Genomic DNA, 24266 nt, shown 5'->3' with positions numbered 1-24266 from the left:
TGGGCACCGCCGACCGACTTCGATTCGTACTGTCCATTCAGAGCGCCCTCCCGTTGCGCTTGTTCGTCCGGCCGCCGCGGTGCAGTTGTCAGCGAGCACCTAGGAAAACCGGGACAACTGTCATTGCACACCACCCCACCCAGGCGATTCGTCATTCACCCTTAGTTTCACCCTCGAGGTGACGCGGCGTCGTCGTGACGCTGTGTAGAAACAACTCCACCTCGTACAGCAAATGCGGCCCATGCCGAGGCTGGGCCGCACATGCGTCGCGGTCCCCTCTGGTGACGCTGTGGGAACGCAGATGAATCATAGAGTGTCACATGATCACAAGGGGCTTAATTCCCACGTGTAACAATCGAAAGACCTGGACCGATGTCTTGGACGGTTGAGGGGCATGCATTGCCATGTGCCTCGATCCCCTGCCCGCCCGGGCAGGGCCACACACCAAGAGGAGTTCTCAATGATTCTCGGATCGCTCGGCGCTACCCTTTTCACGCTGCTCGCGGGTCTCGGCATCCTGCTCTGATCGCAGGCTGAGGGTGCGCCCCGTCCGATCCGGGGCGGGCGCACCGCTGTGCCGCAGCAAGGTACTCAGGCGACGGCATACGTGCTGGCGTCCGCACGAAATGAAGGAGGACAGCGTTGTGACTGTCCGATATGGTGATCGGCACTCTGCGGTAGCAGGCCCGTCGAGCGGCAATGGTGCCGCATCCGGACCTCGGATCCCGGGGTGGTATCCCGACCCGTCCTACAGCCGGGTTGAACGATGGTGGAACGGCCACGACTGGACCCGTGCCGAACGGCTCCGTCGCTCGGATGTGCAGTCCGACGCCGACGGCGCCTCGGCCAACGCACCTCGGTCGCTTTCCGCCGACGCCAAACGCGCACTCGTCATCACCGCGATCGCAGCCCTTTCGTTCGCGGCCTGGGGGGTCGCGACAGCAGAAGCCGCGCCCTCGGTGCCGCAATCTTCGATCTCGGAGTCCGGCGCACCTCGCTAGCGAACTCCGCCGGACACGCGCCGTCCCCTTTCTCGGGTGCGGCCGTCATCGACCTCTAGCGCTCGGTTCGATACGGAACACCCCGAACGCTTCGTCGCCCACTGCGTTGGCGAGCAAATTGTGTTGCGCAAGTTCGGCTTCGAGTGCGTCGGTAGCGAGGACGTTCCACCGGTACTCGACTTCGGTCGCGTCGATTTCGCGGCCGTCTTCGCTCGTTCGGTAGGTCATGTACCAGGCCAGAGTCTGCTCATCCACGCGCTCGGCCCGTGCAGTGCCGTGGTACTCGCGATTGCCGACGCGTTCGCGTGCCATTTCGAATTCCGGAACGTCCGAGGATTTGGTGGGCGTTTGAAGATTGATCACGGCGAACCCTCCCGGTAGCAGTCCGGTTGCGATCACCCGCCACAATTCCGTTCTCTCCTCGGCGCCGAGGTGGCCCAGCGAATTGATCATGACGAGCGCGTCGAACTTCTCCGGCAGACGGGAGGACGGGAACGGCCGGTTCTCGATGGTCACCCGGGAGCGTAGGTCGTGGTCGGACGCGACTCGATGCAGCAACACCGCACGAAGGTGGCTGGACGGCTCGACCGCGACGATTCGTGCGTTCGGCACCGAGCGTGCGATGACGCAGGTTCCGAGTCCGGTGCCGGATCCGAGTTCGACGATGGTGGCCTCGGCGTCGTCGAGGCCGGTCAAGGCCGCGCTGACGCTGGGAGCCATGTGTTGCCACGGCCCCGTGCTGAGGAGGTCGAGGTGATCCGCGGAGCGGGTGTACGGGTCGGGATGCAGGGGCACGTGATTCCTTCCGGCCATTCGAGCCGAGGGGGGTCGGCTACTATCGCTAACGACAATCACATTCAACAGTAGCGGTCGTCGGACCGCTGATCGGAGATGCCTCATGTACGACGTCGTCATCGTGGGCGCAGGTGCTGCGGGTCTCAGCGCCGCACTGGTACTCGGGCGCCAGAAGAGATCCGTTCTTGTGGTCGACGGGGGACGGCCACGCAATGCACCTGCTGCCGAAATGCACATGTACCTCGGACGCGACGGCGGCGCGCCGGCCCAACTCCTCGCCGACGGACGTGCCGAAATCGAGGCATATCCGACGGTCGAGCGGATTTCCGGGCAGGTCAGCGCCGTCGACGGAACCGACGGCGCATTCACGGTGACGGTGGACGACGAGGTTTCAGTGCAGGCCCGCAAACTCTTCTTCGCAGTTGGTGTCATCGACGTCCCGTGGGAGATCGCGGGCCTGGCCGAACGCTGGGGATCGGAGGTTTTTCACTGCCCGTTCTGCCACGGATTCGAGACCGACGGTCTGGCGCTCGCCGTCCTGGCCAACGGGGCGGACGCGGGTCTCGGGGCCTATGTCGCCGACCGTTATTCCGACGACGTGACGGTGTGTACCAACGGCCCATCGACCATCCCGGAGCCGTTGCGCGCCATGCTGGACAAGACGGGCGCACGAGTGGTGGAGACGCCGATCGACCGCATCACGGGCGAACACCGTTCGCTGGAAGTGCATTTCGCCGACGGCACCCTTCTCGAGCGTCAAGCCCTCTATCACCGGGCGCCGACGACGCCCAATACGACGCTCACTCGCGCGCTGGGATGTGAGCATTTCGACGACGGGTGTGTGCGGATCGACGAGTTCGGCAAGACGACCGTTCCTGGGGTGTCCGCCGGTGGCGACGCCGCACATCTCGCAGCCGTCCCCGACCCGGTGACACTGGTGGCTCCTGCTGCCGCAGACGGTGTCCGTGCCGCAGTGTGGTTGGAGCAGGATCTCTTCAGCGACACATTCGCCTGATAGCCGTTTCGGTGTCACAGCGCTTGGCCGACGAACAGGCGCTGTGACGGTGAGGCGAGCGCAGTTCCCTCCTCGGGAAGCTCGATGGTAGGACGAATACCGTTGACGGACAGATAGTGCCGGATATCGGCATCGGAGAGAAAGACGCTCCCGTTCCGTCGGTCGACCCCGACCGGAGCCACCGCGCCGGATCGCGGCGACAGTAGAAACTGCATTGTGGCCAGCACGAGGTAGTGTTCACGGACGGCCTCGATCACGACAGCCATCCCCGACGCTGCCAGTACTTCACTCAGAGCTGCAACCGACAATCCCGCGTGGGTCGCACAATGAAGGACGTTTGCGGCAAGCACCACGTCGAATGCATGTGCCGGTAGGTTCTGATCGGTCAGCCGCACATCGATATCTGCTGTTGCGGTGCGAAATCCGGGACGGCCACCGAATCGCTCCACTGCAGACGTGGTGAAGAAACGAGAGATGTCGGTGAAAAGATAGTCGACCTCGCGGTCGCCGAGTGCGGCGAGCGCGGCTTGTGTGCCGCCGCCGGCGCCGCCACCCAGTTCCAGAATGCGGAGCGGGCCAGGCCGGGTGCGTGCGGCCTCGGCGATGACCTGGGCCGCCGCGCCGTGCAGGTACCGGTTGCTGATGTTCCTCTCGTCCTTGCTCAGCGACGTGGTCATGTCCCCGTCGGGGAACATCAATGCCTGTGCCGACATCTCGTCGCGCAGCAGTGGACCGAGCGAGGACAGCGCTGTCGCGTAGAACTCGGCCATCGCGGACGGATACCCCAGGGCACGGCACGCGCGCGCGAGTGCGCGGTCGTCGATACCGGTCGTCGACGGTTGAACGGGCTCCGCAAGCACGAAATCGTCGACTCCTTGCATGTGTGCGCGTCCCTCGGCACACAGCACCTCGATCCACCGACGCAGGATCCACCGGTGTCGTTCTGCGACTCGCAGTGTCGCCGCCACTCGACCGATCGACGATGCCGTGCCGGGGCGAGCCCCGGCTTCCGAGCACAGGAAGCCCGCCAGCGCACCGAGAGCTATGCCATCCAACTGTTCGACAGCGCCCGGCACGCGGGCAAGTGCTGAGTCGGAGATCGGTTCCGATGTTCCCGATACAGCACACCGTCCCGCACGATCGATTTCGCGTCGGCGACGTTCCGCTGCCACGATGTCGAGACCTCGGCCGGAGGGGAGTTCGACGGTCATGCGTTCCGGGCGGGTGATATCGGCTCGGCGCAGCAGTGTACGGGCGATATCGAGCATCCGGCTGCGAGCGAACGCGCCCAACGGCTCGTGAGGCGTGCCGGCCTTCGGCAGGTCGGTCGCAGTGATCGCGCCGACTGCCGCGGGCGAGGCCACCCGGAACACGGCGGTATCGGACGGATCGATCAGCACCACCGCATTCGTACCGGTCAGCGCCGAACGCAGTGCCGCTGCCGGGACGGATCGAGGGATGTCGGTGATCAGGGTGGGTTCGGACTCGACGCGAACCCGCAGATCGGTCAGCGCGTTGCCGTCGCAATCGGGATCGTGCCACGAGGCCGTGGAGGGCGGACCGCTCTCCGAGATTTCGGCGTCGACGGTGAAAACCGCATCGAACCGATACCGGGTGAGTTCGGAATCGTCGCGCAAGGTCTTCGCGTATGTGAGTACCGACACCTCTCGATCGGACGCGGCCGCGATCGACGCGAGCGTCGACGGGTCCACCGACAATTCGCTGTCCGCAGCCGCACGCCGATCCACCCGGACTTCCAGAGTGTCCGGGTCTCCGCCCGGATTCTTGGCCATCTCCGCCCAGCGCGCGAAATCGCGCAATTGTCCCGAGTGGCGGATGTCGCCGACGATCACGGTGCCGCCGGGAGCGACCGAGTCGATGGCGTCGAGTACGACTGCAGCGAGATAGTGGGTGTCAGGAAAGCACTGGGTGACGGAGTTCAGAAGAATGCAGTCCGGTGTTGCTCCGGTGGCCGCGACGGCGTCCTGCACGAGCTGTCCTCGCAGTTCGTGCGCGGCAGCCTTGACGAAGCTGGTCCCGGCGATGTGCTGCGCGGCAAGTCTGTCCACGACCTCGCCTGCGACGTCGGTACCGAGGTAGCTGTCGACGTGCGGGGCGAGTCTGCGCATCAACAATCCCGTCCCGCAACCGAGCTCGAGCACATTGCGAGGATGGTGCGCGAGAACGAGTTCGACTGTGCGCTCGACCCATTCCATCATGTGCACGGCCGGAAGCGGCTCGCCGGTGTCGGTGGCGCGCCAGCCGGCCAAATCGTCGTCCCGATTCTCCGTCTTCGCGTCGTGTGCGGAGCTGTAGGTCCAGTCGTACACCTCGGCCCAGTGCGTCAGATGCTCATGGGTGAGGCCACCGACCACCGCTGCACCCTCTGCTCTCGTCGTCGCCACAGCGCCGTCGGATACCACGATGCGTACTCCTGCGTCTCCATCGGAATCGACGCGCGCGATCCACGGGTGCGAGGACAGAGCGCCGACGGCTGCGTCGAGATCGCTGTACCAGGGCAGTTCGGTGTCGGTCATGAGTGCGCGCTCCTCGTGTGCGATGGGATTTCGGTGATGGAGGCTCTGCGTATTTCGACGACACGATCGGCTCGGCCGGCCAGATGTTCGTCGTGTGTTGTGGCCAGAATCGATAGGCCGTAGTCGGTTTCGGTGTGGGAGTGTCTGAGTTCGTCGAGCAGGTCGATGATCAGCGCCGCCGTGTTGTGATCGAGCGACGCCGTCATTTCGTCGGCGATGAGAAGGCGTGGACGGCCCGCGAGTGCCCGAGCAATCGCGATACGTTGTCTTTGACCGCCGGACAGCTGGTCAGGACGCCGGGGCAGCGGCCGGAACCGGCCGGCACGATCGACCCGGCGGCTGCTGCCCGATCGTCTGCGCGCTCTCGCGCCGGAGGTGTCGTCACGTGTCCGGGCTGAGCCGCACCGACGCATGGCTGGCAGACCGCGAGTGGTGGTGGGCTCGTCTCGATCAGCTGCCCGCGCCGCCCGCGCTCCCGCTGGTCGCCGACCCGAAGTCCGTCCGGCCGGTCACCATGGGCAACCGTGAGGCACGGTTCTCGGCCGACGAGTGGGCGGCGCTGCGAGCACAGTGCACCGCACATGACGTCACAGCGTCGACGGTCATGCTCACGGCCTTCGGCACGGTGCTCGCGCGGTGGGCCGGGCACTCGCACCTGCTCCTCAATGCGCTGCAGCTCAACCGTTTGCCGCTGCATCCCGACGTGCACCGGGTGGTCGGGGCATTCGCAGCCACCATGCTCATTCCACTCGAACTGGACCCCGATGCCAGTTTCGCCGAGCTGGCGGCGTCGGTGCAGTCGGTGTCGAGCGAATACACGTCGCACAATCTCGTCTCCGGTGTCGAAGCGGGCCGCGAGCTCGCCCGCAGGCGCGGTACCAGACGCCCACCGGCACCGATCGTCTTCCAAAGCGTTCTGGGAGTCGACGCTGCGATGGGCGGGACGGCCTCGACGGACGCAGGCCCGCTGGGAACGGTCGACATCGCGGACTACTTCCATCAGCTCCGCACTCCGCAGGTCGCTCTGGAAGTTCGCTGCTTCGAACTCGGCGACGAAGTGGTGACCGTGTTCTCACTGGTCGACGAGATCTTCGACGAAGCGGAAGTGGCGGTGGCCTTCGAGGAGTTCGTATCCACCGTTCATGAACTTGCTGCAGGCAGAGGGTGGGACGCCGCCCCGAATCTTCCGCGCGACGGCGACCCGGTCGCCGACGACCGGATGCGATTGGGTCTGCTGCCCGACCCTCCGGTTGCTGAGCACAGCGGACCGCCCATCGACGATCTCGAATACACCGTGTGCGAAGTGTTCGAAGAGTTCCTCGACGTTCCGGTCCTCGATCGCGGCGGCAACTTCTTCGCCCTCGGCGGAGACTCGATGCTGGCGGTCCGTGTGGTGTCGTTGCTGGCCAAGGAAACCGGTGCAGCCATTGCCATTCGAGACTTCCTCGACGATCCCACCGTCGCGGGCGCCGCCTCGGCGGTTCGGCTGCGATTGGGAGTCATTCAGTGAGTGACAGTATTGCCGCACCGGTCATCGGATTGATCGGCGGGTCGGGGACGGTGGGCCGCACTGCGGCGTTGCGCATGTCCGCAGCCGGACTCGGATCTCTCCGCATCGGTGGCCGCAACCTCGACACAGCAGCAGCTGTCGCAGAGGAATGCGCAGGAGAAGCCGAGGCGGTCAGGTTGGACCTGGCGGACGAGACGAATCTCGAACAGTTCTGCTGTGGCTGCAGCATTGTGGTGAACTGCGCCGGACCCTCCTATCTCGTACTGGATTCGGTTGCGCGGACCGCCTTCTCCGTCGGTGCCGATTATGTCGATATCGGTGGGGAACTTCCCGCCGCCGATGCGCTCCGGGCTGCGGACACCGCGCGTGACCGGACTGCGATCTTCTCGGCAGGTGCGATGCCGGGCCTGTCCGGTCTGCTGCCGCGCTTGATTGCCGGAGACCGGCCATTGCGCCGGCTGGACACGTACGTCGGTGGGGTGGCCCGGTTCACCGAGTTGTCGGCCGCCGATGGGCTCCTGACCCGCGGTGAGCGCTTCGGCGAGTCGATGGCGTCGATGCAAGACGGACAGATCGCATCCAACTCGGTGCCGCCGCTCCACGACGTCACGCTTCCGGGCTTCCCGCGTCCGGTGCATGCGTGGCCGTATCTGACGACCGAAGCACAGTCCCTGGGAGCGTTACCGGGAGTCGCCGAGGTGCGCTCGTACAACGTCTTCGCCTCCGACCGTCTTTCTCGCGCGATGGCGCACGCGTGGGCACAGCTGCCGGCGTCCCCGGATCACGCCGAACTCGCGCCGTTCATTCCGTCGATTGTCGAGGCCACCATCGCCGACGAGGACGAATTCGGATCGTTCTACATCATGTTGTTCACGGGCAGGCCAGCCCAGGGCCATCCTCGAGGCACCACGCGGGTGGTCCTGCGCGCCGAGGATTCGTACGGTCTCAGCGGTTCGGTGGTCGCTCTCGCTGCCGAGCACATCCTAAACGGGCGAGTCTCACCTGGCGTCCACCTGGCAGCAGAGGCACTCGACCCGTCCTACACGGTGGAGCGGCTCCGAGTCGATCCATTGGTGCACGAGTTGATGGTGGAGTAGTGGATCGTCTTTACACGGAGGCGGTTCATCGCCCCGATCTGCGGTCGCCTTGCCTAATGCTAGTTACGTTGAGTACGATTGAAAAACGTACTTAACGTACTCGGAGGTGCAGGATGGCGGAGAATCGAATCCGGCGGAAGGTGATCAAGCCGCATACCTCGCAAGGCGGTGGGCCGCGCGTGGTCGCAGGCCGTAGCCATCGATTGAGCGCGGCTCACCCCGGACGTCGTCGCGGTGAGGTGGCCAGCGGGTTTGTGGAATACGTGACCCGTAATGCTCCGCGACAGGAATGGGCGTTGATCGCGAAGCTGCTTCTCGATGAGGCGTTCACCGGCCCGGTGGAGACTGGTGCCGGAGGCGCGGCGGAGGCAGTGGCCAGGCGGCGGCGGTCGTTGCTCGGGAAAGTGGACACTCTCAAAGCCGGGGAGGCCGGCCGGGTGCTGGCGCCGCGGGCGGGGGAATCGCGGACCCTGGTGAAGAAGCTGCGTGACGAGGGTGTGTTGCTCGGTTTGCCGTTGGGACGCCGTCCCGACTACCACTATCCGGCGTTTCAATTCGACACCGTGCATCATCGGGTATGGCCGATTGTGGCGTACGCCAACAGCAGACTGGGGGCCGCCGAGGACCCATGGGGGGTCATGTCCTGGTGGCGCACTCCTTCCGACATCCTTGACGACCAGACGCCATTGCAGGAGCTCGAGGACGGTGATCTGACCGAGGTCGCCGTCGACAACATGATCAGCGCTGCCGAGCGGGGAATGTAGGAGGGTGGGCGCCTACAACGGCAATCCAGCGAACATCGACACCATCGCGGCGGGTACGCGGTGTGGCGAGTGCACTGGACGTCGTCCACGTATCCTCCGAATGCGTTCAACCGCAGCAACATCGCTCCCTGGGTTGATGCGCGTACCCTCGACGTACGCACGGCGGCAATTCCGACGCAGGGGCGTTTCGAGCCAGTTCACGACCCTGCCGTGTGCCCGGGTGGGGCAGCACTGGGCGGTTACCTGTATCTCGGAGTATCGGTGGTCGCCGAGGGTATCCTCCGTGGTCAGGACATTCCACCGGATTTGATCATCCGCAAGCGCCTGCTGGCGGGTGAGTCCTTGGCCCAACTCGTACTGGACGACGACGTCGACATTGCGGTTCTGGACGGTCAGCGAAATCTGATCCGGCTCGGCCAGGATGCCTCCCTGACGGCCTGTACTTGGCGGGACTATGGTCAGACCCGCCCGACCGCGATCGAAATTCTGACCAATACCACTGCGGTGCAAGGTCTTCGATACGAGTGTCGACACGGACGAAACGAACTTGCGCTCATGCTGATCGACGGTCGAACGGCACCCGCTCTGACGATTGTGCGCTCGGCACCACTCGACACCGGCGGATGGGCACGGGATGCAGTTACCGCTTCGCTCCTCGACGACTTCAACTTGACGTTGGGATAACCGGGAGCGCGTGCACCACCATTGGCATCGTCGTGTTCTGCGCGAGCACACCGACGCGTCATGTGCGCACCCTACGACCAACGGGAGTAAGTGCACGTTTCAAGGCTTGCGGCGGGACCTGGACGCACGATGCTCATGAAGTGGGAGACTGGAAGACACGGAACTTCGACTGCATCTCCACCGAGGAGTTCGATGATGAGCGTTCACCAGGAACATTCCGACCACGACCATGTTCACGCCGATGGCTGCGGGCACGTTGCCGTACCTCACGGCGATCACGTCGACTACGTCCACGACGGGCACCTGCACCGCGCTCACGACGGGCATTTCGACGAATGCGAGCCGACCGAGCATCGGGTTCACGACGGGCACGATCACGCCCACGGCCCGGAATGTGGGCACGTCGCCGTCCCGCACGGCGATCACGTCGACTACATCCACGACGGGCATCGGCACGCTGCCCACGACGGCCACTACGACGACCACTGAACGCGCGACTCGGAGTCGGCCGACGAGACATGATGTGCGCGAATGCTACTCGCGCACATTCCAGCTTCCCGCTGCCGCAAGTGCAGCTGTGGGAAGCTGGAACACTCGCTGGAAGAGTGCCTCACAGACCACCGATTTCACCACACCCTGATACGGAAAGGTGGCGGCCCCGAGGAATGAGTCCGAGCGAACGTGCCGCTGGGCGCCTTCAACCGATCTGATGTGCCATCGAGTCGCGAGCGTCGCGCTGCAACAGCGGAAAGGTTGTCGGTGCACACGCTGTATCGGATACTGCTCGATATGAACCGCCGAGTGGGAGGCTGCTGAGCACTGTGGACATGGTGATTGCCCGCAATCCGGACCAGGCCTCGCGGTTGCCGTTCCTGCTGCGACTCCCGCTTGCGGGCGGACTGGTGTTCCGCACTTCCGATACCTGGCCGCGCACCAAAGCGTTGTTCTGCTATCCAGTTTCGACCGACGAGTGGCCTGGCAACCCCGAGATCGTCGAGCAGGTGGCGCTGCGTTCCTGTGTGCGCCGCGGCGCCGCGATCGACGTGGTGCTGGATCGGGGACGAGAAAACCGGTCCCAGATCGTATTCACCAAAGCCCGCGGCCGTGACGCTGTGTTCTGGCAGTCGCCGCGCACCAGGAAACAGGCGCGTCCGAACGTGCGCACCCCGGTCGCTCGGGCCGCAGGTATCCCCGATCTGACGATCGTCGTCGATTCCCACGAGCGCTACGCATACAAATTCCCCGGGCAGCAGGTCGCCACGTTGACGCGGGCGCTGCCGTGTGGCGACTACGGGCTTGTCGTCGACGACAAGCTGGTGGCGTCGGTCGAACGCAAGTCGTTGGCCGATCTGGTGGGCAGTCTGACCAGCGGGAAGCTGCGTTTCGCGATGGCCGAACTGGCAGCTATTCCGCGCGCTTCGGTGGTGGTGGAAGACCGCTACTCGTCCGTGTTCAAGTTCGAACGGGTCAGGCCCGCGGTGATCGCGGACGGCCTTGCCGAACTGCAGGTCCGCTACCCGAGTGTGCCGATCGTGTTCTGTGAGACCCGGCAGCTCGCCGAGGAGTGGACCTACCGGTACCTTGCTGCCGCGCACGAGTGGGCGGGCATCGAAGACACCGCCCGCGAACGCATCACACCGCAGCAGAACGACGCTGCCGCCGCAGAACCGTCCACCGCGCAGGTGCGCGCGTGGGCTCGCGGGGAAGGCTTCGATGTGCCTGATCGTGGTCGGCTCCGCCCCGAGGTGTGGGCTGCCTGGCGTTCCGCTCACGGGTAGGTGTTGTGGTGAAGTGCCGCGACCAGGTCGTTCCGGACCGTGTCGGCCCTTGACGGGTGGACGTTCCACCGCCGGGTGTTGCTCGTCAACGGTGCATCTCCTCGATCTCGATAGCTGGAGCTGGAGCCGGGACAGATCCTCGTAGTACGGAATCTGTTGGACACGCGAGGTTCCGGCGTCTCGGCCGGGCGTGACGCCGGTGCACATCCTCCCGTGGTGCACACGATACGAAGCCGACGCGGTCTCCGGAACATTTCTCATGTCGGAGGTTGGAGGCGAGCACAAAGCGGCGATCGGCCACACTGACACTCGCCGACGGTGTTGGTAGGTCGGGGTCAGTTCGATCCAGGAGAGGGTTGAGCCTGCAGCGCGTGGACCACCGCAGTCAGCAGTGCGTCGCCGGCGCGCACTTCGTCATCGAGCGCGTTGGCCACGGCAGTCGCCTCAGCGGTGAGGATGGCCGCGTCGGCATCCCCGAGCATCGAGACGATGCGATCGTAGACGCCACCGCATTCACGGGCGACATGCGCGATGCGTTCGTGCGCGCAGCCCGGCGCGCAGACCTGGGGAGGCGAGCCTTCGATCAGGCCGAGCGCCTTCCGGAACTGACCGTCCTCCCAGTAGTAGGGCGAGGTCCTGAGCCATTCCATCAGCTGATGGTGATCGGGGATGCTCGCGTCGCAGTCGTCGAGCGGCTCGGCGGCAGGGATGTCGGTGGGGGCTTCGGTGAGTGCTCCGGCGATATCGCTGGGGCTCGCGCTCATCGGGTCGAGACCGAGAACGGTGCGGAACACGATGCCGGTGGCCGACGAAAGGGGGAGGTTTCGTTCCTCTTCGCTGAACGGTTCGGAGAGCACACTCGGATTGTCGGTAGCGCCCTGAATCCAGCGTTCGAACTGTTTCAACCCGTAGGTGTTCGCATTGGCTCCCGGCATACCGGCGTTGCGATGAAAGGCGCCGGCTGCATCGCGGGTGGCTCCCCATGCCATCCGGTCCAGATGCCCGATCGGGAACAGCCCCGCGCCGCGCGCTGTGACAGCACGCAGTTCCTCTTCTTGGGTCTCGGTGAGCTCGGGCAGATTGTGCTCGCTGAGCATGCGAATGAAGTATCGACCCGATTCCTCGGCGACGAGATGCTGCGCGAGCTCAGCCAGTTCGGTGCGGTCGGACGACGACATGCGATCTGGGTCCAGTTGTGCAAGAAGGAGATCGACGAAGCGCGCGAGTCGGCTCTCGACGGGCTCTTCGCCGGGAACGAAGAACCTGGCGCGGTTGGTGTAGAAACCTTCGCCGAGACCGGTGCCGCCGTCCCACGTGAACGAACTCGTCGGTGAGGTCGGATGGACCTGGAGCAGCCCTCCGTCCCAGGCTGCGATGAAAAGGTCCTTGCTGAGTGATGCGTTCGGGGCGATCGTCCGATCGTTGATCTCGATGGGATAGATCAACCCGTCCGTGTCGCCCACCGCGTGGATCACCGACAGCGCTCCGAGCTTCGCCGGGAGCGAAGCGTCGGCGAGCAGCTGCTCCGGGTCGACGGACTCCACCGGATACTGCTCAGCGATCACTTCGCGGCGCGCCTGTTCGACGGCTACGTGCCCTTGTGCCTCGATCGCGCGTCGGGCGCTGGCCGTGAGCGCGCGTGGATTGAGAATCCCGGCTGCCTGATCGTCGACACGGGTATTGCATCGGCGGCACTCGACGGCTTTCCCGACGAGGGCATCGGACAGCGCTTGCCTCGACGTCAAGACCAGCTCACCTTTACAAGAAGCGCACCAGTAGCCGAGGAGCGTTGCGGCGACGGCAGCGGCGGCTGCATAGTGTGCTCCACCCGACCACATCTTGTAGGGGAGTGCCCCGACGTTGTGCTCCCATACCGGCTCGCCGGTCTCCGGGTCGAGTCCGTCCAGCCGCCAATACGCGATTCCTACGTCCTGAAGTGCAGTGGGAGCGTAGGCGTTGATTTCGAGTCGGATGTTGGGATCGGCGGGCGGGACGGCGTAAGGCATGCCGGATTCTAACGGCACTCTCGGCCGATGCGGTATGTCGGAATCCCATTCGACATCGGCCGCCACGGGAGTGCTGTTCGCTATTGGGTGCCGACGCTACTTTGTGAACTGAAGCTCCTCGGGCAAGAGTGACCCCGACCCGTACATCAGAATTCCCTCGAGGTCGGTCGCGGCTATCACCGACGGCGCACCTCGGACGTACCACAGTCCGACATTCAGGTCGACGAGCCGGCGCTGCGCAACGTCGTATGCTTCGCGTCGCACCTCAACGGTGTCGGCGTTGCGGCCGGCGTCGAGGGCCTGGGTGAGGGCAGGGTCGTCGACACCCATGAAGTTGCCTGACGAATCGGGGTGGAATGCCGACCACAACGCAGCATCGGGATCCTGGACCAGGGCCGAGGTGATCATCATGTCGAAGTCGTGGCCGGTCAACCTCGTTACGCCTTCTGTATTGTCCACGATCTCGATGTCGACCTCGACGTTGTCGAACTCCGTGAGATTGGCCTGCAATGCCTCGGCTGCCACCTTGTTCTCGGCCGACGAGTAGCCGACGAACGTGAACGACACCGGCTTGCCCTCGGCTGCCAACTCGTCGAACAACTGCTGAGCGGCGTCCTTGTCGGGTCGGGTGAACGGGAGATCGCTGTAGAACGGTGACGACTCCTGGAAAACGGTGCGCGGAAATTGCTCGTCACCAGCACCCGGGTACACGGCGGCGTTGATGGTGGCCGGATCGACAGCGAGAGCGATTGCGCGCCGCGCGCGTTCGTCGTCGAAGGGAGCGCGTCGCATGTTCATTCCGAGGAACTGGCCGCCGCCCATGGGGACTGTCTCGACGTGAAGTCCGCCGTCTTCTGCGCGTGCGATGGTGGACCAGTTCGAGTCGGCGGTCAGGTCTGCGGCGCCCGACACAACGGCGTTGAGTCGTTGATTGGTGTCGGGTGACGTACGTAGCGTGATGCTGTCGAGGTAGGGCTTCGGCGCATCCCAATAGCCGTCGTACTTCGCGAGATCGATTCTGTCCTGCCGTGCCCAGTCGACAAGTGTGAACGGTCCTGCTCCAACGGGGTTCGCGTCGAAGGCGGCTTGCCCTTGCTGTAGTGCCGTGGGAGACGCAATCCAGTTCATCGAGGACTGGACGAGGCTGTCCGCGAAGTGCGGATTCGGTGGATCCAGAGTTGCTGTCAAGGTGGTCTCGTCCACCACGTCTGTTGCGGTGATCTGCATGGCCTGGCGGCGGGAGGTCGAACCCAGTGCCGGATCACGTAGGCGATCCCAGTTGAACTTCACCGCGGCGGCGTCGAGGGGAGTGCCGTCGGTGAAGGACAGTCCAGGGCGGAGGGTCAACGTGAATGTCCGGCCCTCGTCGCTCGTGGAGGCTTCGGTGGCCATGGCGTGGTTGATCTCCAGCGACTCGACGTCATTGGTGATCAGCGTGCCGTAAAGAGCGTTACCCAGCAGTGATTGGAACGCCCAGCTGTTGGACATGTTCGCGGGATCGAGTGTGCGCGGCTCCGTCATCTGTATCGCATTCAGATTCCCGCCGGCGATCGGCTCGCCGTCGGAGCCCCCGGGATCGGATGTCCCACCGCAAGCGCCGAGGATGAGCACCGCGGAGCAGACTGCTGCGAATCGGGAGAGGGCACGCCAGTGTCGGATCATCGTTGAACTTTCGGGTGTCGGTGATGCGGGAGGCTGGTCGGCTATGCCTTCGCGACGGTGGCAGGCCTTTCTGCCCATGCTGTTTCGGCGACTTCGCTGAGCGCTTCACCCTTCGCGAACCCGTAGTACGCAGAGAACTGGAGGACGATCTCGTCCATCTCGGGCTTGGTGATGTCACCCGAGTGCAGCGCGGCGGTGACATGGCTCTTCATCGGAGTGGGAGCGTCGGCGAAGGCGACGCAGGCGACGGTGATGATACGTCGCTCACGTCGGGTGAGACCGGGTCGCTGCCATACATGGCCGAAGACGAAGTTGAGGATGCCTGCGTGCCGGTAGGGCGTGGTGTGGGGAGGTGCGGGAATGAGATTGACGTCGAGGAACTCCTGCGCGCCGGCCTCGAATCGTGTGTCCCAGTCCGAAGGTCCGAGAGTGTCGTGCGACAGTTCCGGCCACGGCCCGGGTTCTTGACCGCGGTCGTGGTGAATCTGTGTCCATTGCCTGATGACGGCACCTTCGAGATGCGCGGCCTTGGGCCACCCGCTGTACACGGCGAAGTGGAGGACGAATTCGAGCATCTCTTCCAGTTCGATGTCACCGCTGTCGAGGGCGGCGCGCACATACGCCTCGATGGGTCCTGGCGCATCCGCGCCGGCGACGCAGGCCAAAGCGATCCACCGACGGTCTTTGCGGCTCAGCCCGGGGCGCGACCACACGTCGCCGAAAACGAAGTCGCGTGAAACCTGTTGGAAGGGCGTGGTGATCTCGGTGGGCTCGCGGCGCAGGACGGTGCGGAATGTCTCGTCGGCCAAGTCGTTGCTCATATTCGAGTTCCTTCGTTGGGAAGTGGCAGCGCGGTGATCAGCAGAGGGTCAAGGCGATTCGGATGGAGTCGTGTGCGGGCGTGCGCTCGGTCATGTGCGAGAACGCGTCCGCGAACCGGTCGAGTGGGTAGCTGTCGCCCAGCAGGTCGGCGGTGGGGATCTTTCCCGCGTTGATGAGTTCGACCGCTTGCTCGGTGTCGATACCCGCCCCCGGGTGCAGGGTGATGCGCCTGGTGGGGATCCAGTCCGGATGGAAGCCCTCCAGCGGCCCGTCCTTCATCCCCGCCAGAACTACGTGGCCGCCTTTGTGTACGAGGTCCATGGCCAGGTTGACCGTCACGGGGCTTCCCGATGCGGCATCGATGACGACATCGGCCATCTGTCCGTTCGTGATGTCCCGGACCCGGTCGACGGCGTCTTCGTTCTCGGCGTCGATGGTGTGGTCGGCGCCGACTCGCAGCGCATGATCGAGGCGGAATCGGTCGCGTGCGGTCCCGGTCACGATGATCGTCGAGGCACCCGCAGCGCGTGCGGCCACGATGGTGGCCATGCCCATGTGGCCCGGCCCTTCGATGACGACAGTGTCGTCCTTGCGGACCGGTTTCACCCAGGTCACCGCGCAGCTCAGGGGCTCGAAGAAGGTCAGTTCGTCGGCGGGGCGGTCATCGCGCAGCCGATAGACCTTCGAACCCGGGAGCAGCTCGAGATGCTCGCCGAACCCGCCGTACAGGCCGGAACCTTCATGGATGGAGAAGTCGTGTCCGTAGATTCGATTTCCGTCGGGGGTGATCACAAGTTCGCGCACCGCAACGCGGTCGCCCTCCTCGACGCCCCATTGTGCGGCGGTGGCAGGCCGGATCTTGTCGATGCGGCCAACAATCTCGTGACCGGGCACGGATGGAAATGCGCCTCCCCACGAGGTGTGGATGTTTCCGCGGAAATGATCGACATCGCTGTGCACAGGCCTGTCGATTCGACCCGTAGCACGGCACCCCCGGAAGGCGGGTCGGGTTCCGGGAATTCGCGCTCTTCCCACGTTTCGTCACCGGAGAACACAATGGCTCGGCTCATGCTGCACCTCTCGGGTGGTGCACTCGTACGTTCGTCGACGTGCTGGAGCGTTGTTCGGTGCTCCACGAAGTGCTCAATCTCGCTCGGTGAACTGAACAGTAAGTCCTAAGACTTAACTTGTCGAGGGGTGGTTACATTTGGTGCATGTCAGAACAGCGGAACCACGCCGTCGCGCCGTCGTCGAAGCAGCAGCTGGTGCTCACCGCTGAACGTCTCTACGCCTTGCACGGGCTCGACGGTGTCCCACTCCGCCACATCAGTGTTGCCGCAGGCATGGCCAACAAATCCGCGGTGCAATATCACTTCGGCACCAAAGAGAATCTCATCCAGGCCATCCTGATCAACCGGATCGACGGACTGACGCATCGTCGTGAGCTACTCGAAGCAAGACTGCCCGACGGCGACGTGCGACGAATTCTCGAAGCTCACCAACTCCCGCTGATCGAACTCGCGGAGGACAAGGATTGCTACTACCTGCCGTTTCTGGAGCTCCTGCTGCGGGAAAGCCACCCGATGGATGACCTGACCGCAAGTCACCGTGAGTCCAAGCGCAACTACTACGACCGGTTGGATCGTCTGCTCGACTACATCCCGCAGCCTGTCCGCGACATGCGCATTCATCAGGCATCCGCAGTATGTGTGTCCATCTCCGCCGACCGGCACCGGATGCGCATGCAGGGGATCGCCGTGGCGCCGTACGCGCTGCATGTGAGTCAACTGCTGGACTTGCTCGTCAGCATCCTGACGACGCCTCCGTCCGAGGAAACGCTCGCGGCTCTCGAGAACTCACCCCAGGGTGCTCCGGTGTTCCGGAAGCTTCCCTGAAGTGCAGTGTCTGCGCCGAAGTTTCCCCCACTTGCACGGGTTTCCTATGGTTCGAAACCTGTGGAAACCCGTGGTAGCGATGGAAAGTCGGTCGACCGTCGTGTCTGTGGCAGGGTTGCCACTCGTCCATGGCGGTCCGGCGCTCAGGTGGTCAGCAGGTGACACGCAGCCTGGCCGCCACTGGAGACACCCGTCGCCTCGGGTCGTTCGCTGCGGCACACCGGGAGCGCCACCGGGCAACGGGTACTGAAGGCGCAACCCGCCGGTGGGTTCGCCGGATCAGGTAGCTCACCGGTGAGCCGTATACGGTCGCGTGTGCGCTGACGCATGGGATCCGGAACCGGGACCGCCGACAGCAACGCCTTCGTATACGGGTGAGCAGGCTCCGTGAAGAGACGATCGGTCGGTCCCCACTCGACGATGCGACCCAGATACATCACCGCGGTGGTGTGGGCGATGTGCCGCACTACCGCGAGGTCGTGTGCGATGAACAGGAACGCGATACCCAGCTCCGTCGAGAGCCGTTCGAGCAGCGCGATCACCTGATTCTGCGTGGATACGTCCAGCGCGCTGACGGCTTCGTCGGCGATCACCACCTTCGGTTCCACGGCGATGGCCCTGGCGATCGCGATCCGTTGACGCTGACCACCCGAGAACTCGTACGGATACCGCTGCGCATGCTCGGGCCGCAACCCGACCTGCTCGAGCAGGTCGCTGATTCTGCGTCGCAGCGCGTCCGCATCGAGGTCGGTGTGGACTTCGAGGGGCTCGGCGATCGCCTCGCCGACCGTGCGCGCCGGATCCAGCGACGAGTACGGATCCTGGAACACCATCTGCATGTTGCGGCGGGCCGATCGCAGCTCGCGACCCTTCAGCGCGGTGATGTCCACACCATCGAGCAGCACCGTTCCGTCGGCGATGTCCACGAGCCGCAGGATGCCGCGCGCAGTCGTCGATTTTCCCGATCCGGATTCGCCGACCAGCGCGAAGGTTTCGCCTGGCCGGAGATCGAAGCTGACGTCGTCGACGGCGCGCACCACACGCCGTTTCCGTCCGCGTGTTCGCGGGGCGGAGAATTCGACGCGCAGGTTGCGCACGCTCAGGATCGGAGTGGGCGACACAGTTCCGACGGTCACGGTCATCGACTTCTCTCCAGAGTCAGCTCGGTGGTACGAACACACCGCGCGCTGCGTCCGTCATCGACATCGGCGAGCGCCACCTCGGTCAGGCAGCTGTCGATGCGATGCTCGCAGCGCGGCCCGAACCGGCAACCGCGAGGCATGGCGCTCGGCGCAGGTGGTGATCCGGGGATCGTGTGGAGGGTGCTGCGGCCGTCGATGCTGGGTACCGACCGCAAGAGACCCTCGGTGTACGGGTGGCGGGGTGAAGAGAAGAGGTCTTCGGCGCGCGCATGCTCGACGACCTGACCCGCATACATCACGACGACGTCGGTGCACAGGTCTGCGACCACGCCGAGATCGTGGGTCACGAACAGCACACCCATGTCGAAACGTTCGGCCATCTCGCGGATGAGGTCGAGGACCTGCGCTTGGATGGTGACGTCGAGTGCGGTGGTCGGTTCGTCGGCGATGAGCAGGGACGGCTCGCACGCGAGGGCCATCGCGATCATCGCGCGTTGACGCATGCCGCCGGAGAACTCGTGTGGATACTGCGCTACGCGCCGTGCGGCGTCGGGGATCCCGACGAGATCGAGGACTTCGACGGCGCGCGCTGTCGCGGCCTTCTTCCCGACACGGCGGTGCCTGCGCACGACTTCGGAGATCTGGTCGCCGACCGTGAACACGGGGTTCAGACTCGTCATCGGTTCCTGGAAGATCATCGCGATGTCGTTGCCGCGCACGCCGTCGAGTTCGCGCTCGGGCATCGTGAGCATGTCGCGACCGCGGAACCGGACGGTGCCCGACCCGATGCGGGACTGCCGTTCGGGGAGCAAACGGAGTACCGACGAACAGGTGACGGACTTGCCGGATCCGGATTCGCCGACGAGTCCGACGAGTTCGCCCGCGCCGATGCGGAAGGACACGTCCTGCAATACCGGGGACCAGCCTGTGGCGGTCGCGAACTCGACGGAGAGGCCTTCGACGCTCAGTAGCGGCTCGTTCAACGGTTGCTCCTGTTCTCGCGGCCAACGGAGTCGCGGATGCCGTCGCCGAGGGTGTTGCAGGCGAGCACGGCCGCGATGATCGCGAGCGCAGGTATCGCGACCGGCCACATCGTGTAGTTCCATGCTTCGCGGCCTTCGGCCAGCATCCGTCCCCAGCTGGCGTCGGGTGGTTGAACACCCAACCCGAGGAAGCTGAGGGAGGATTCGGCCAGCATCGCGAATCCGCACGCGAGACTGATCTGCACGATCAGCGGTGAGAGCGTGTGCGGCAGAATGTGTTCCCTGACGATGCGCGCGGTGGGGGTGCCGATGCTGCGAGATGCTTCGATGAAGGTGTTCTCGCGAACGCCGATGACAGATCCTCGGACCACGCGGAAGAATCTGGGTCCGAACACGATTCCGATAGCGATCATCGCGTTGGTCAGGTTCGTCCCCATGACTCCGACGATGGCCATGGCCAGCAGCAACGGGGGGAAACTCAGGAAGGCGTCAGCGATCCGCGACAGCACGGCATCCCACCAGCCGCCGAGAAATCCGGCGACGAGTGCGGGCACCACACCGATGACGAGTCCGACCGTGACGGAGATCGCTGCCGAGAAGACCGCGACGCGGGCACCGTAGAGCAGTCGCGAGAGGGTGTCGCGGCCGAGATTGTCGGTGCCGAGCAGATAGCCGTCGGACAGCGGCGGAAGCCGGCGAGCGGTGAGGTCCTGGACGAGCGGATCATGCGGGGCGATCACGGACGCGAACAGACCGAAGAGCACCAGCAGCAACAGGAATACGGCCGCGACGATCGCGGCGGGACGCCCACGGAACCGCCGCAGAAACCGGCGTCGCGGGCTTTCGGCAGCGACCACGGACTGCTCGTCGGCCAGGGCTGCGATCTGGACGGTGTCGCTCATGCGGCGCTCCTCATCCTCGGGTTGAGATAGCCGTACGAGATGTCGACGAGCAGGCTCATGACGACCGTCGCGAGGACGCCGAAGATCACGATGCCCTGGATCGCAGGGAGATCGCCGGATAGCACTGCCTGCACGGCGAAGTCTCCCAGCCCTTTGAGGCCGAAAACGGATTCGATGACAGCGGTGCCGCCGAGCAGGAACGCGACCTGCATGCCGAGGACGGTAGCGGTGGGGATGAACGCGTTCTTCAGGGCGTGTTTCCACAGCACCCGTCGTCGTCCCAGTCCTTTCGCGGTGGCCGTGCGGACGTAGTCCTGCTGCAAGACGTCGATCATGGAACTACGGAGTTGCCGCGCTATCTCGGCCGCTGCGGCGAGACCCAACGCGACAGCGGGGAGCAGCAGATGACTGAGCCACGGCCACAATCCTTTTGCCAGCGGTGTGTACCCGGTCGACGGCAATGCGCGGAGGGTGAGCGAGAAAATCATCACGAGGATCAAACCCAGCACGAAGTTGGGGGTGGCGACTCCGAGCGTGGTGCCGACACCGGTGGTGCGGTCCAGTCGGCTGCCGGGCCGACTGCCGCCTGCGATACCCGCGGGAATGCCGATGAGCAGCGCGATGAAGACGGCGACGACAGTGAGGGAGAGCGTGACGGGCAACCGGTCGACGATCATGTCGAGGACGGGTGCCTGGTAGGTGAAGCTCGTCCCCAGGTCACCGCGCAGCAGGCTGGTCACGAAGTCGAAATACTGCACGACCAGGGGCTTGTCGAGGCCGAGCTCGAGGCGGATGGCGTCGATCTGCTCCGCTGTGGCGTTCTCGCCTGCGATGCGCTGGGCCGGGTCGCCGGGGATGAGGAGGATGAGTCCGAAGGTGATGGCGGTGGCGATCAACAGCAGAGGGATCACCGCGAGCAGTCGTTGCCCGATCAGGCGGAGCATCGTTTACGTCCTGTTCTGTCGGTGGGTGTCCGACGCAGGTGCGTCGCCGTCATCGACGACGACACACCTGCGGGGATCATTCGCCGGCAATACCGACTCCGCGCCATTCGTCGACGAGGATGTTCGGTTCGTAGCCCACCACCTGGTCGGTAAGCGTGGAGCCGAGCTCGAAGAACACGAGCGGTACGGAAAGGGCGTTGTCGCTGACGAGGGTCGAGACGTCTCCCAGCAACTCGCCGCGTACCTGCAGGTCGGACTCGCGGTTGGCCGCGTCGAGTGCCTCGTTGAATCCGGGAACAGTTGCGCGAGAGGGGTTCTGAGGCGAGTTCTCGCCGTACAGGGACGACAGGAGCAGGGACGGATCGGAGCGTCCGGTGAAAGTGGTGACGTACGCGTCGGCGTCGCCGCGATTGAAGGTGGGGGAAGCGTCCGACGGTGGCAGCGGCTGGAGTTGCATGTCGATGCCGACCTGCGCGAGCTGCTGCTGCACGATCTGCGCTACCTGCACGTTCTCGGGGAGGTTCAGGAGTACCGCGGTGAAGGAGAAGCCGTTGGGTAGCCCCGCTGCAGCGAGCAGACGACGCGCCTCGTCAGGGTTGTATGCGTAGGCGTCGGCGAGATCCGGGTTGTAGGCGAAGTAGCCTTCCGGGAAGTCCTGGCTGGCGGGCGCAGCGTGGCCTTCCATCGCGCTGTCGGCAATCGACTGGCGATCGATGGCGTGTGCGATGGCCTGGCGCACTTCGATTTTGCCGAACTCGCCGCGGCTACGGTTGAAGTTGATCGCCATATGGTCGAGTCGCAGCGCTGTCTGTACCTGCAGCCCCTGCTGCTCCGCCGCGTCGATGGTCAGCGGCGTAGTGATGGCTACGTCGAGGTCGCCGGTGGAGACGGCACTGAGCCGTGCCTGCGGATCTGTCATCACCGTCCACACGAAGGTGTCGGTGCCGATGGCTTCGGGATCCCAGTAGTCGGGCCTGGCGGTGAACTCGTATTCGGCGCCGGGCTGCGACCGGGTGACGGTGTACCGGCCTGCTCCGGCCGGGCTCAGCGCGAGTGCCCCGGCCTTCTCCGGCGAGCTGAAAGCATCGGGATTCACGATCATCCCGGGCAAGTCGGAGAGGGTGAGGACGAGTTGCGCGCCGGGACCATCCAGCGCCAGTACGACGGTCTGTGCATCCGGTGCGGACACCCCGGCGACGGACTGCAGCATCGGTGCAGTGATCGAATCGGGTTCGAGCGCGCGCTCGAGGTTTGCGACGACCGCGGCGGAGTCGAGTGGGGCGCCGTCGGCGAACGTCACACCTTCGCGCAGGTGGAGGGTCAGTGCCGTGTCGGTCAGTTCCCAGGATTCGGCGAGGCCCGGTACGGGCTGGGCCTGGTGGTCGCGGTGGACGAGGCGGTCGTACACGAGCGCGAGCATCGTTGCGTCGCTGGTCATGGTCGTCTTGTGCGGATCGAACGACGACGTCCCGTACACGGTGGCGTAGTGCAGGGGGATCAAGGGATCTGCGACACCCGAGTTTGTGGTCGTCGCGGTGCCGCAGGCGCTCAGTAGTGCGGCGCAGGCCGTGAGCGCAACCACCCACCGGGCCGTCGAACTTCTTCTCGACGCAATCGACATGGTGATCCTCCTGAAGCATGTACGTCCACAGAAAAACCAGGAGGACAACCGGATACCGAAGTGCCGTTCCTCCTGGCGCTGCCGAACATATGGTGTGGTGATCCGGAACACACCGCGGGTCTCGCTGAACGGGAGTCGCATGTGGGTCCCGTGCCGAGCGAGTGCTGCGTAGGTTCTGTCGGTCGGTCGCCACTGCATCGGTCAGGGCAACCTCTACCGGCGACCCGTCCGCCGGCGTCGCCTTCCTCGGTGGAAGCGGGTGGCCGTGGAACCGAGTCCGAGCCTGACGTCTGCGGTCGTCGATCCTGAAATCAGCGATCGGTGAGAGGGCGAACTCGGCGGCCGGCGTGTGGCTGATGCCGAAGGTCGGTCAACGTGCGCTGAACGTGGACGAGGTGGGATCGCATATGTTCGGCCGCCGCGTCGGGGTCACGATCTTTGACAGCGTTCAAGATTGCGGCGTGTTCGGCACAGTACGCATCGCGGGTGTCTGTGCTGAAGGTGCGGCTTTTCAAGCTGCCCCAGATCGGCTTTTGCCTGCATCGGACGAGGTAGCGACTCACGCCGATGAGCACCTCGTTGTGGGTCGCCGCGGCCAGTCCGTGATGGAAGCGAACATCCCACTGCTCGAACTCCGAAGCAGACGCCGCGTTTTCACCTTCGCGCAGAAATTTTTCCAGTTCGGCGAGGTCTGCACCGGATGCGGCAAGTACCACCGCTGGCATGAGCGACGGTTCGATCGTCAGTCGTGCGGCCATGATGTCGGAGGGGCTGGGGGCGTTCGCCTCTACTTCGGGTGTGTGAGTGGTGGACAGGAAAGTGCCTCGGCCGACATGCCGGGTCACGATTCCGGCATCGGCGAGATGATGCAGCGCTTCCCGGACGGCGTTTCGACCGAGCCCGGTTGTTGCGGCGAGTTCTCGTTCGGTGGGGAGTCGGTCGCCGGGAAGATAGGCACCCTCACCGAGGAGCTGTTCGATGTGACGCAACGCGTGCGCTGCAGATCCGACGGGAGACATCATTGCCTTTCAACCAATTAGAACCAAAAATACTCCAATCTCTGCCGAATTCCCTGCAAGGTCGTGTGTTGTGGGTCACATTTGCTGTC

General features: G+C 64.7%; 23 protein-coding genes. 10 read left to right on the top strand and 13 right to left on the bottom strand.

What is annotated here, in order from left to right; all coding sequences use genetic code 11:
* Positions 1-644 precede the first annotated feature (644 nt).
* Complete coding sequence (locus ACTDXD_RS05210; RefSeq protein WP_440126107.1) at positions 645-1001, top strand: DUF2510 domain-containing protein; 357 nt, start codon at positions 645-647, stop codon at positions 999-1001.
* A 45-nt stretch (positions 1002-1046) separates the two neighbouring features.
* On the opposite strand, the gene ACTDXD_RS05205 is transcribed toward ACTDXD_RS05210, so the two are convergent.
* A complete protein-coding gene (locus tag ACTDXD_RS05205; protein ID WP_440126106.1) occupies positions 1047-1796 on the bottom strand; it encodes a class I SAM-dependent methyltransferase in 750 nt (249 codons plus the stop codon).
* A 103-nt stretch (positions 1797-1899) separates the two neighbouring features.
* Here ACTDXD_RS05205 and ACTDXD_RS05200 point away from each other — a divergent pair, with 103 nt between their 5' ends.
* On the top strand, positions 1900-2811 hold the full coding sequence (locus ACTDXD_RS05200) for an NAD(P)/FAD-dependent oxidoreductase (protein ID WP_440126105.1): 912 nt from the start codon (positions 1900-1902) through the stop codon (positions 2809-2811).
* Positions 2812-2825: 14 nt separating this feature from the next.
* On the opposite strand, the gene ACTDXD_RS05195 is transcribed toward ACTDXD_RS05200, so the two are convergent.
* Both ACTDXD_RS05195 and ACTDXD_RS05190 read right to left on the bottom strand, forming a co-directional pair.
* Entirely contained in the window at positions 2826-5348 is a 2523-nt protein-coding gene (locus tag ACTDXD_RS05195) for a methyltransferase (RefSeq protein ID WP_440126104.1), read from the bottom strand.
* Entirely contained in the window at positions 5345-5608 is a 264-nt protein-coding gene (locus tag ACTDXD_RS05190; protein ID WP_440127544.1) for a hypothetical protein, read from the bottom strand. The genes ACTDXD_RS05195 and ACTDXD_RS05190 overlap by 4 nt, the downstream gene beginning before the upstream one ends.
* On the opposite strand from ACTDXD_RS05190, the gene ACTDXD_RS05185 reads away from it, so the two are divergent.
* The 7 genes from ACTDXD_RS05185 (at position 5489) to ACTDXD_RS05155 (ending at position 11181) form a co-directional block, all read left to right on the top strand.
* Positions 5489-5746, top strand: a complete 258-nt coding sequence (locus ACTDXD_RS05185) for a hypothetical protein (protein ID WP_440127832.1) — start codon at positions 5489-5491, stop codon at positions 5744-5746. The genes ACTDXD_RS05190 and ACTDXD_RS05185 overlap by 120 nt on opposite strands.
* Positions 5734-6858: a condensation domain-containing protein gene (locus ACTDXD_RS05180; protein ID WP_440126103.1), complete on the top strand. Its 1125-nt coding sequence runs from the start codon at positions 5734-5736 to the stop codon at positions 6856-6858. The genes ACTDXD_RS05185 and ACTDXD_RS05180 overlap by 13 nt, the downstream gene beginning before the upstream one ends.
* Entirely contained in the window at positions 6855-7955 is a 1101-nt protein-coding gene (locus tag ACTDXD_RS05175) for a saccharopine dehydrogenase NADP-binding domain-containing protein (protein ID WP_440126102.1), read from the top strand. Before ACTDXD_RS05180 ends, ACTDXD_RS05175 begins: the two co-directional genes overlap by 4 nt.
* A gap of 113 nt (positions 7956-8068) precedes the next feature.
* The gene (locus tag ACTDXD_RS05170) at positions 8069-8719 is read left to right on the top strand and encodes a hypothetical protein (protein WP_440126101.1); all 651 of its coding nucleotides are present in this window, start codon (positions 8069-8071) and stop codon (positions 8717-8719) included.
* A 69-nt stretch (positions 8720-8788) separates the two neighbouring features.
* A complete protein-coding gene (locus ACTDXD_RS05165) occupies positions 8789-9403 on the top strand; it encodes a hypothetical protein (RefSeq protein ID WP_440126100.1) in 615 nt (204 codons plus the stop codon).
* Between the two features lie 195 nt (positions 9404-9598).
* On the top strand, positions 9599-9892 hold the full coding sequence (locus tag ACTDXD_RS05160) for a hypothetical protein (RefSeq protein ID WP_440127543.1): 294 nt from the start codon (positions 9599-9601) through the stop codon (positions 9890-9892).
* A gap of 338 nt (positions 9893-10230) precedes the next feature.
* Positions 10231-11181 carry an ERCC4 domain-containing protein gene (locus tag ACTDXD_RS05155; RefSeq protein WP_440127542.1) on the top strand — a complete coding sequence of 317 codons (951 nt, stop codon included), beginning with the start codon at positions 10231-10233 and terminating at the stop codon, positions 11179-11181.
* A 335-nt stretch (positions 11182-11516) separates the two neighbouring features.
* Here ACTDXD_RS05155 and ACTDXD_RS05150 read toward each other — a convergent pair whose 3' ends face one another.
* The 4 genes from ACTDXD_RS05150 to ACTDXD_RS05135 all read right to left on the bottom strand — a co-directional run bounded on the left by ACTDXD_RS05150 (position 11517) and on the right by ACTDXD_RS05135 (position 16631).
* Positions 11517-13187, bottom strand: coding sequence for a hypothetical protein (locus ACTDXD_RS05150; RefSeq protein WP_440126099.1), 1671 nt, complete (start codon positions 13185-13187; stop codon positions 11517-11519).
* 96 nt (positions 13188-13283) lie between these two features.
* The gene (locus tag ACTDXD_RS05145; RefSeq protein WP_440126098.1) at positions 13284-14849 is read right to left on the bottom strand and encodes an ABC transporter substrate-binding protein; all 1566 of its coding nucleotides are present in this window, start codon (positions 14847-14849) and stop codon (positions 13284-13286) included.
* A 41-nt stretch (positions 14850-14890) separates the two neighbouring features.
* Complete coding sequence (locus tag ACTDXD_RS05140; protein WP_440126097.1) at positions 14891-15670, bottom strand: carboxymuconolactone decarboxylase family protein; 780 nt, start codon at positions 15668-15670, stop codon at positions 14891-14893.
* Between the two features lie 37 nt (positions 15671-15707).
* Complete coding sequence (locus tag ACTDXD_RS05135; RefSeq protein WP_440126096.1) at positions 15708-16631, bottom strand: zinc-dependent alcohol dehydrogenase; 924 nt, start codon at positions 16629-16631, stop codon at positions 15708-15710.
* Between the two features lie 254 nt (positions 16632-16885).
* Here ACTDXD_RS05135 and ACTDXD_RS05130 point away from each other — a divergent pair, with 254 nt between their 5' ends.
* Positions 16886-17566: a TetR/AcrR family transcriptional regulator gene (locus ACTDXD_RS05130; RefSeq protein ID WP_440126095.1), complete on the top strand. Its 681-nt coding sequence runs from the start codon at positions 16886-16888 to the stop codon at positions 17564-17566.
* 143 nt (positions 17567-17709) lie between these two features.
* Here the strand turns inward: ACTDXD_RS05130 and ACTDXD_RS05125 are convergent, their stop codons facing one another.
* The 6 genes from ACTDXD_RS05125 to ACTDXD_RS05100 form a co-directional block, all read right to left on the bottom strand.
* Entirely contained in the window at positions 17710-18708 is a 999-nt protein-coding gene (locus ACTDXD_RS05125; RefSeq protein ID WP_440126094.1) for an ABC transporter ATP-binding protein, read from the bottom strand.
* Positions 18705-19691, bottom strand: a complete 987-nt coding sequence (locus ACTDXD_RS05120) for an ABC transporter ATP-binding protein (RefSeq protein ID WP_440126093.1) — start codon at positions 19689-19691, stop codon at positions 18705-18707. The genes ACTDXD_RS05125 and ACTDXD_RS05120 overlap by 4 nt, the downstream gene beginning before the upstream one ends.
* Positions 19688-20593, bottom strand: coding sequence for an ABC transporter permease (locus ACTDXD_RS05115; RefSeq protein WP_440126092.1), 906 nt, complete (start codon positions 20591-20593; stop codon positions 19688-19690). The genes ACTDXD_RS05120 and ACTDXD_RS05115 overlap by 4 nt, the downstream gene beginning before the upstream one ends.
* Positions 20590-21537, bottom strand: a complete 948-nt coding sequence (locus ACTDXD_RS05110) for an ABC transporter permease (protein ID WP_440126091.1) — start codon at positions 21535-21537, stop codon at positions 20590-20592. The genes ACTDXD_RS05115 and ACTDXD_RS05110 overlap by 4 nt, the downstream gene beginning before the upstream one ends.
* 76 nt (positions 21538-21613) lie before the next feature.
* Positions 21614-23158, bottom strand: coding sequence for an ABC transporter substrate-binding protein (locus ACTDXD_RS05105; protein ID WP_440126090.1), 1545 nt, complete (start codon positions 23156-23158; stop codon positions 21614-21616).
* Positions 23159-23469: 311 nt separating this feature from the next.
* Complete coding sequence (locus ACTDXD_RS05100; RefSeq protein ID WP_440126089.1) at positions 23470-24180, bottom strand: FadR/GntR family transcriptional regulator; 711 nt, start codon at positions 24178-24180, stop codon at positions 23470-23472.
* Positions 24181-24266 lie beyond the last annotated feature (86 nt).

This window comes from Rhodococcus sp. SJ-3 (genome assembly GCF_051918125.1).
Classification (GTDB): domain Bacteria; phylum Actinomycetota; class Actinomycetes; order Mycobacteriales; family Mycobacteriaceae; genus Rhodococcus.
Note: the sequence above shows the minus strand (reverse complement) of the source record. Positions and strands in the feature narration are given on the sequence as shown.

Excerpts from the sequence above, each read along its gene's own strand:
- ACTDXD_RS05200 (WP_440126105.1), top strand. The coding sequence starts at position 1,900 with ATGTACGACGTCGTCATCGTGGGCGCAGGTGCTGCGGGTCTCAGCGCC.
- ACTDXD_RS05195 (WP_440126104.1), bottom strand. The coding sequence starts at position 5,348 with ATGACCGACACCGAACTGCCCTGGTACAGCGATCTCGACGCAGCCGTC.
- ACTDXD_RS05170 (WP_440126101.1), top strand. The coding sequence starts at position 8,069 with ATGGCGGAGAATCGAATCCGGCGGAAGGTGATCAAGCCGCATACCTCG.
- ACTDXD_RS05160 (WP_440127543.1), top strand. The coding sequence starts at position 9,599 with ATGAGCGTTCACCAGGAACATTCCGACCACGACCATGTTCACGCCGAT.
- ACTDXD_RS05155 (WP_440127542.1), top strand. The coding sequence starts at position 10,231 with ATGGTGATTGCCCGCAATCCGGACCAGGCCTCGCGGTTGCCGTTCCTG.
- ACTDXD_RS05150 (WP_440126099.1), bottom strand. The coding sequence starts at position 13,187 with ATGCCTTACGCCGTCCCGCCCGCCGATCCCAACATCCGACTCGAAATC.
- ACTDXD_RS05145 (WP_440126098.1), bottom strand. The coding sequence starts at position 14,849 with ATGATCCGACACTGGCGTGCCCTCTCCCGATTCGCAGCAGTCTGCTCC.
- ACTDXD_RS05140 (WP_440126097.1), bottom strand. The coding sequence starts at position 15,670 with ATGAGCAACGACTTGGCCGACGAGACATTCCGCACCGTCCTGCGCCGC.
- ACTDXD_RS05130 (WP_440126095.1), top strand. The coding sequence starts at position 16,886 with ATGTCAGAACAGCGGAACCACGCCGTCGCGCCGTCGTCGAAGCAGCAG.
- ACTDXD_RS05125 (WP_440126094.1), bottom strand. The coding sequence starts at position 18,708 with ATGACCGTGACCGTCGGAACTGTGTCGCCCACTCCGATCCTGAGCGTG.
- ACTDXD_RS05115 (WP_440126092.1), bottom strand. The coding sequence starts at position 20,593 with ATGAGCGACACCGTCCAGATCGCAGCCCTGGCCGACGAGCAGTCCGTG.
- ACTDXD_RS05110 (WP_440126091.1), bottom strand. The coding sequence starts at position 21,537 with ATGCTCCGCCTGATCGGGCAACGACTGCTCGCGGTGATCCCTCTGCTG.
- ACTDXD_RS05105 (WP_440126090.1), bottom strand. The coding sequence starts at position 23,158 with ATGTCGATTGCGTCGAGAAGAAGTTCGACGGCCCGGTGGGTGGTTGCG.
- ACTDXD_RS05100 (WP_440126089.1), bottom strand. The coding sequence starts at position 24,180 with ATGATGTCTCCCGTCGGATCTGCAGCGCACGCGTTGCGTCACATCGAA.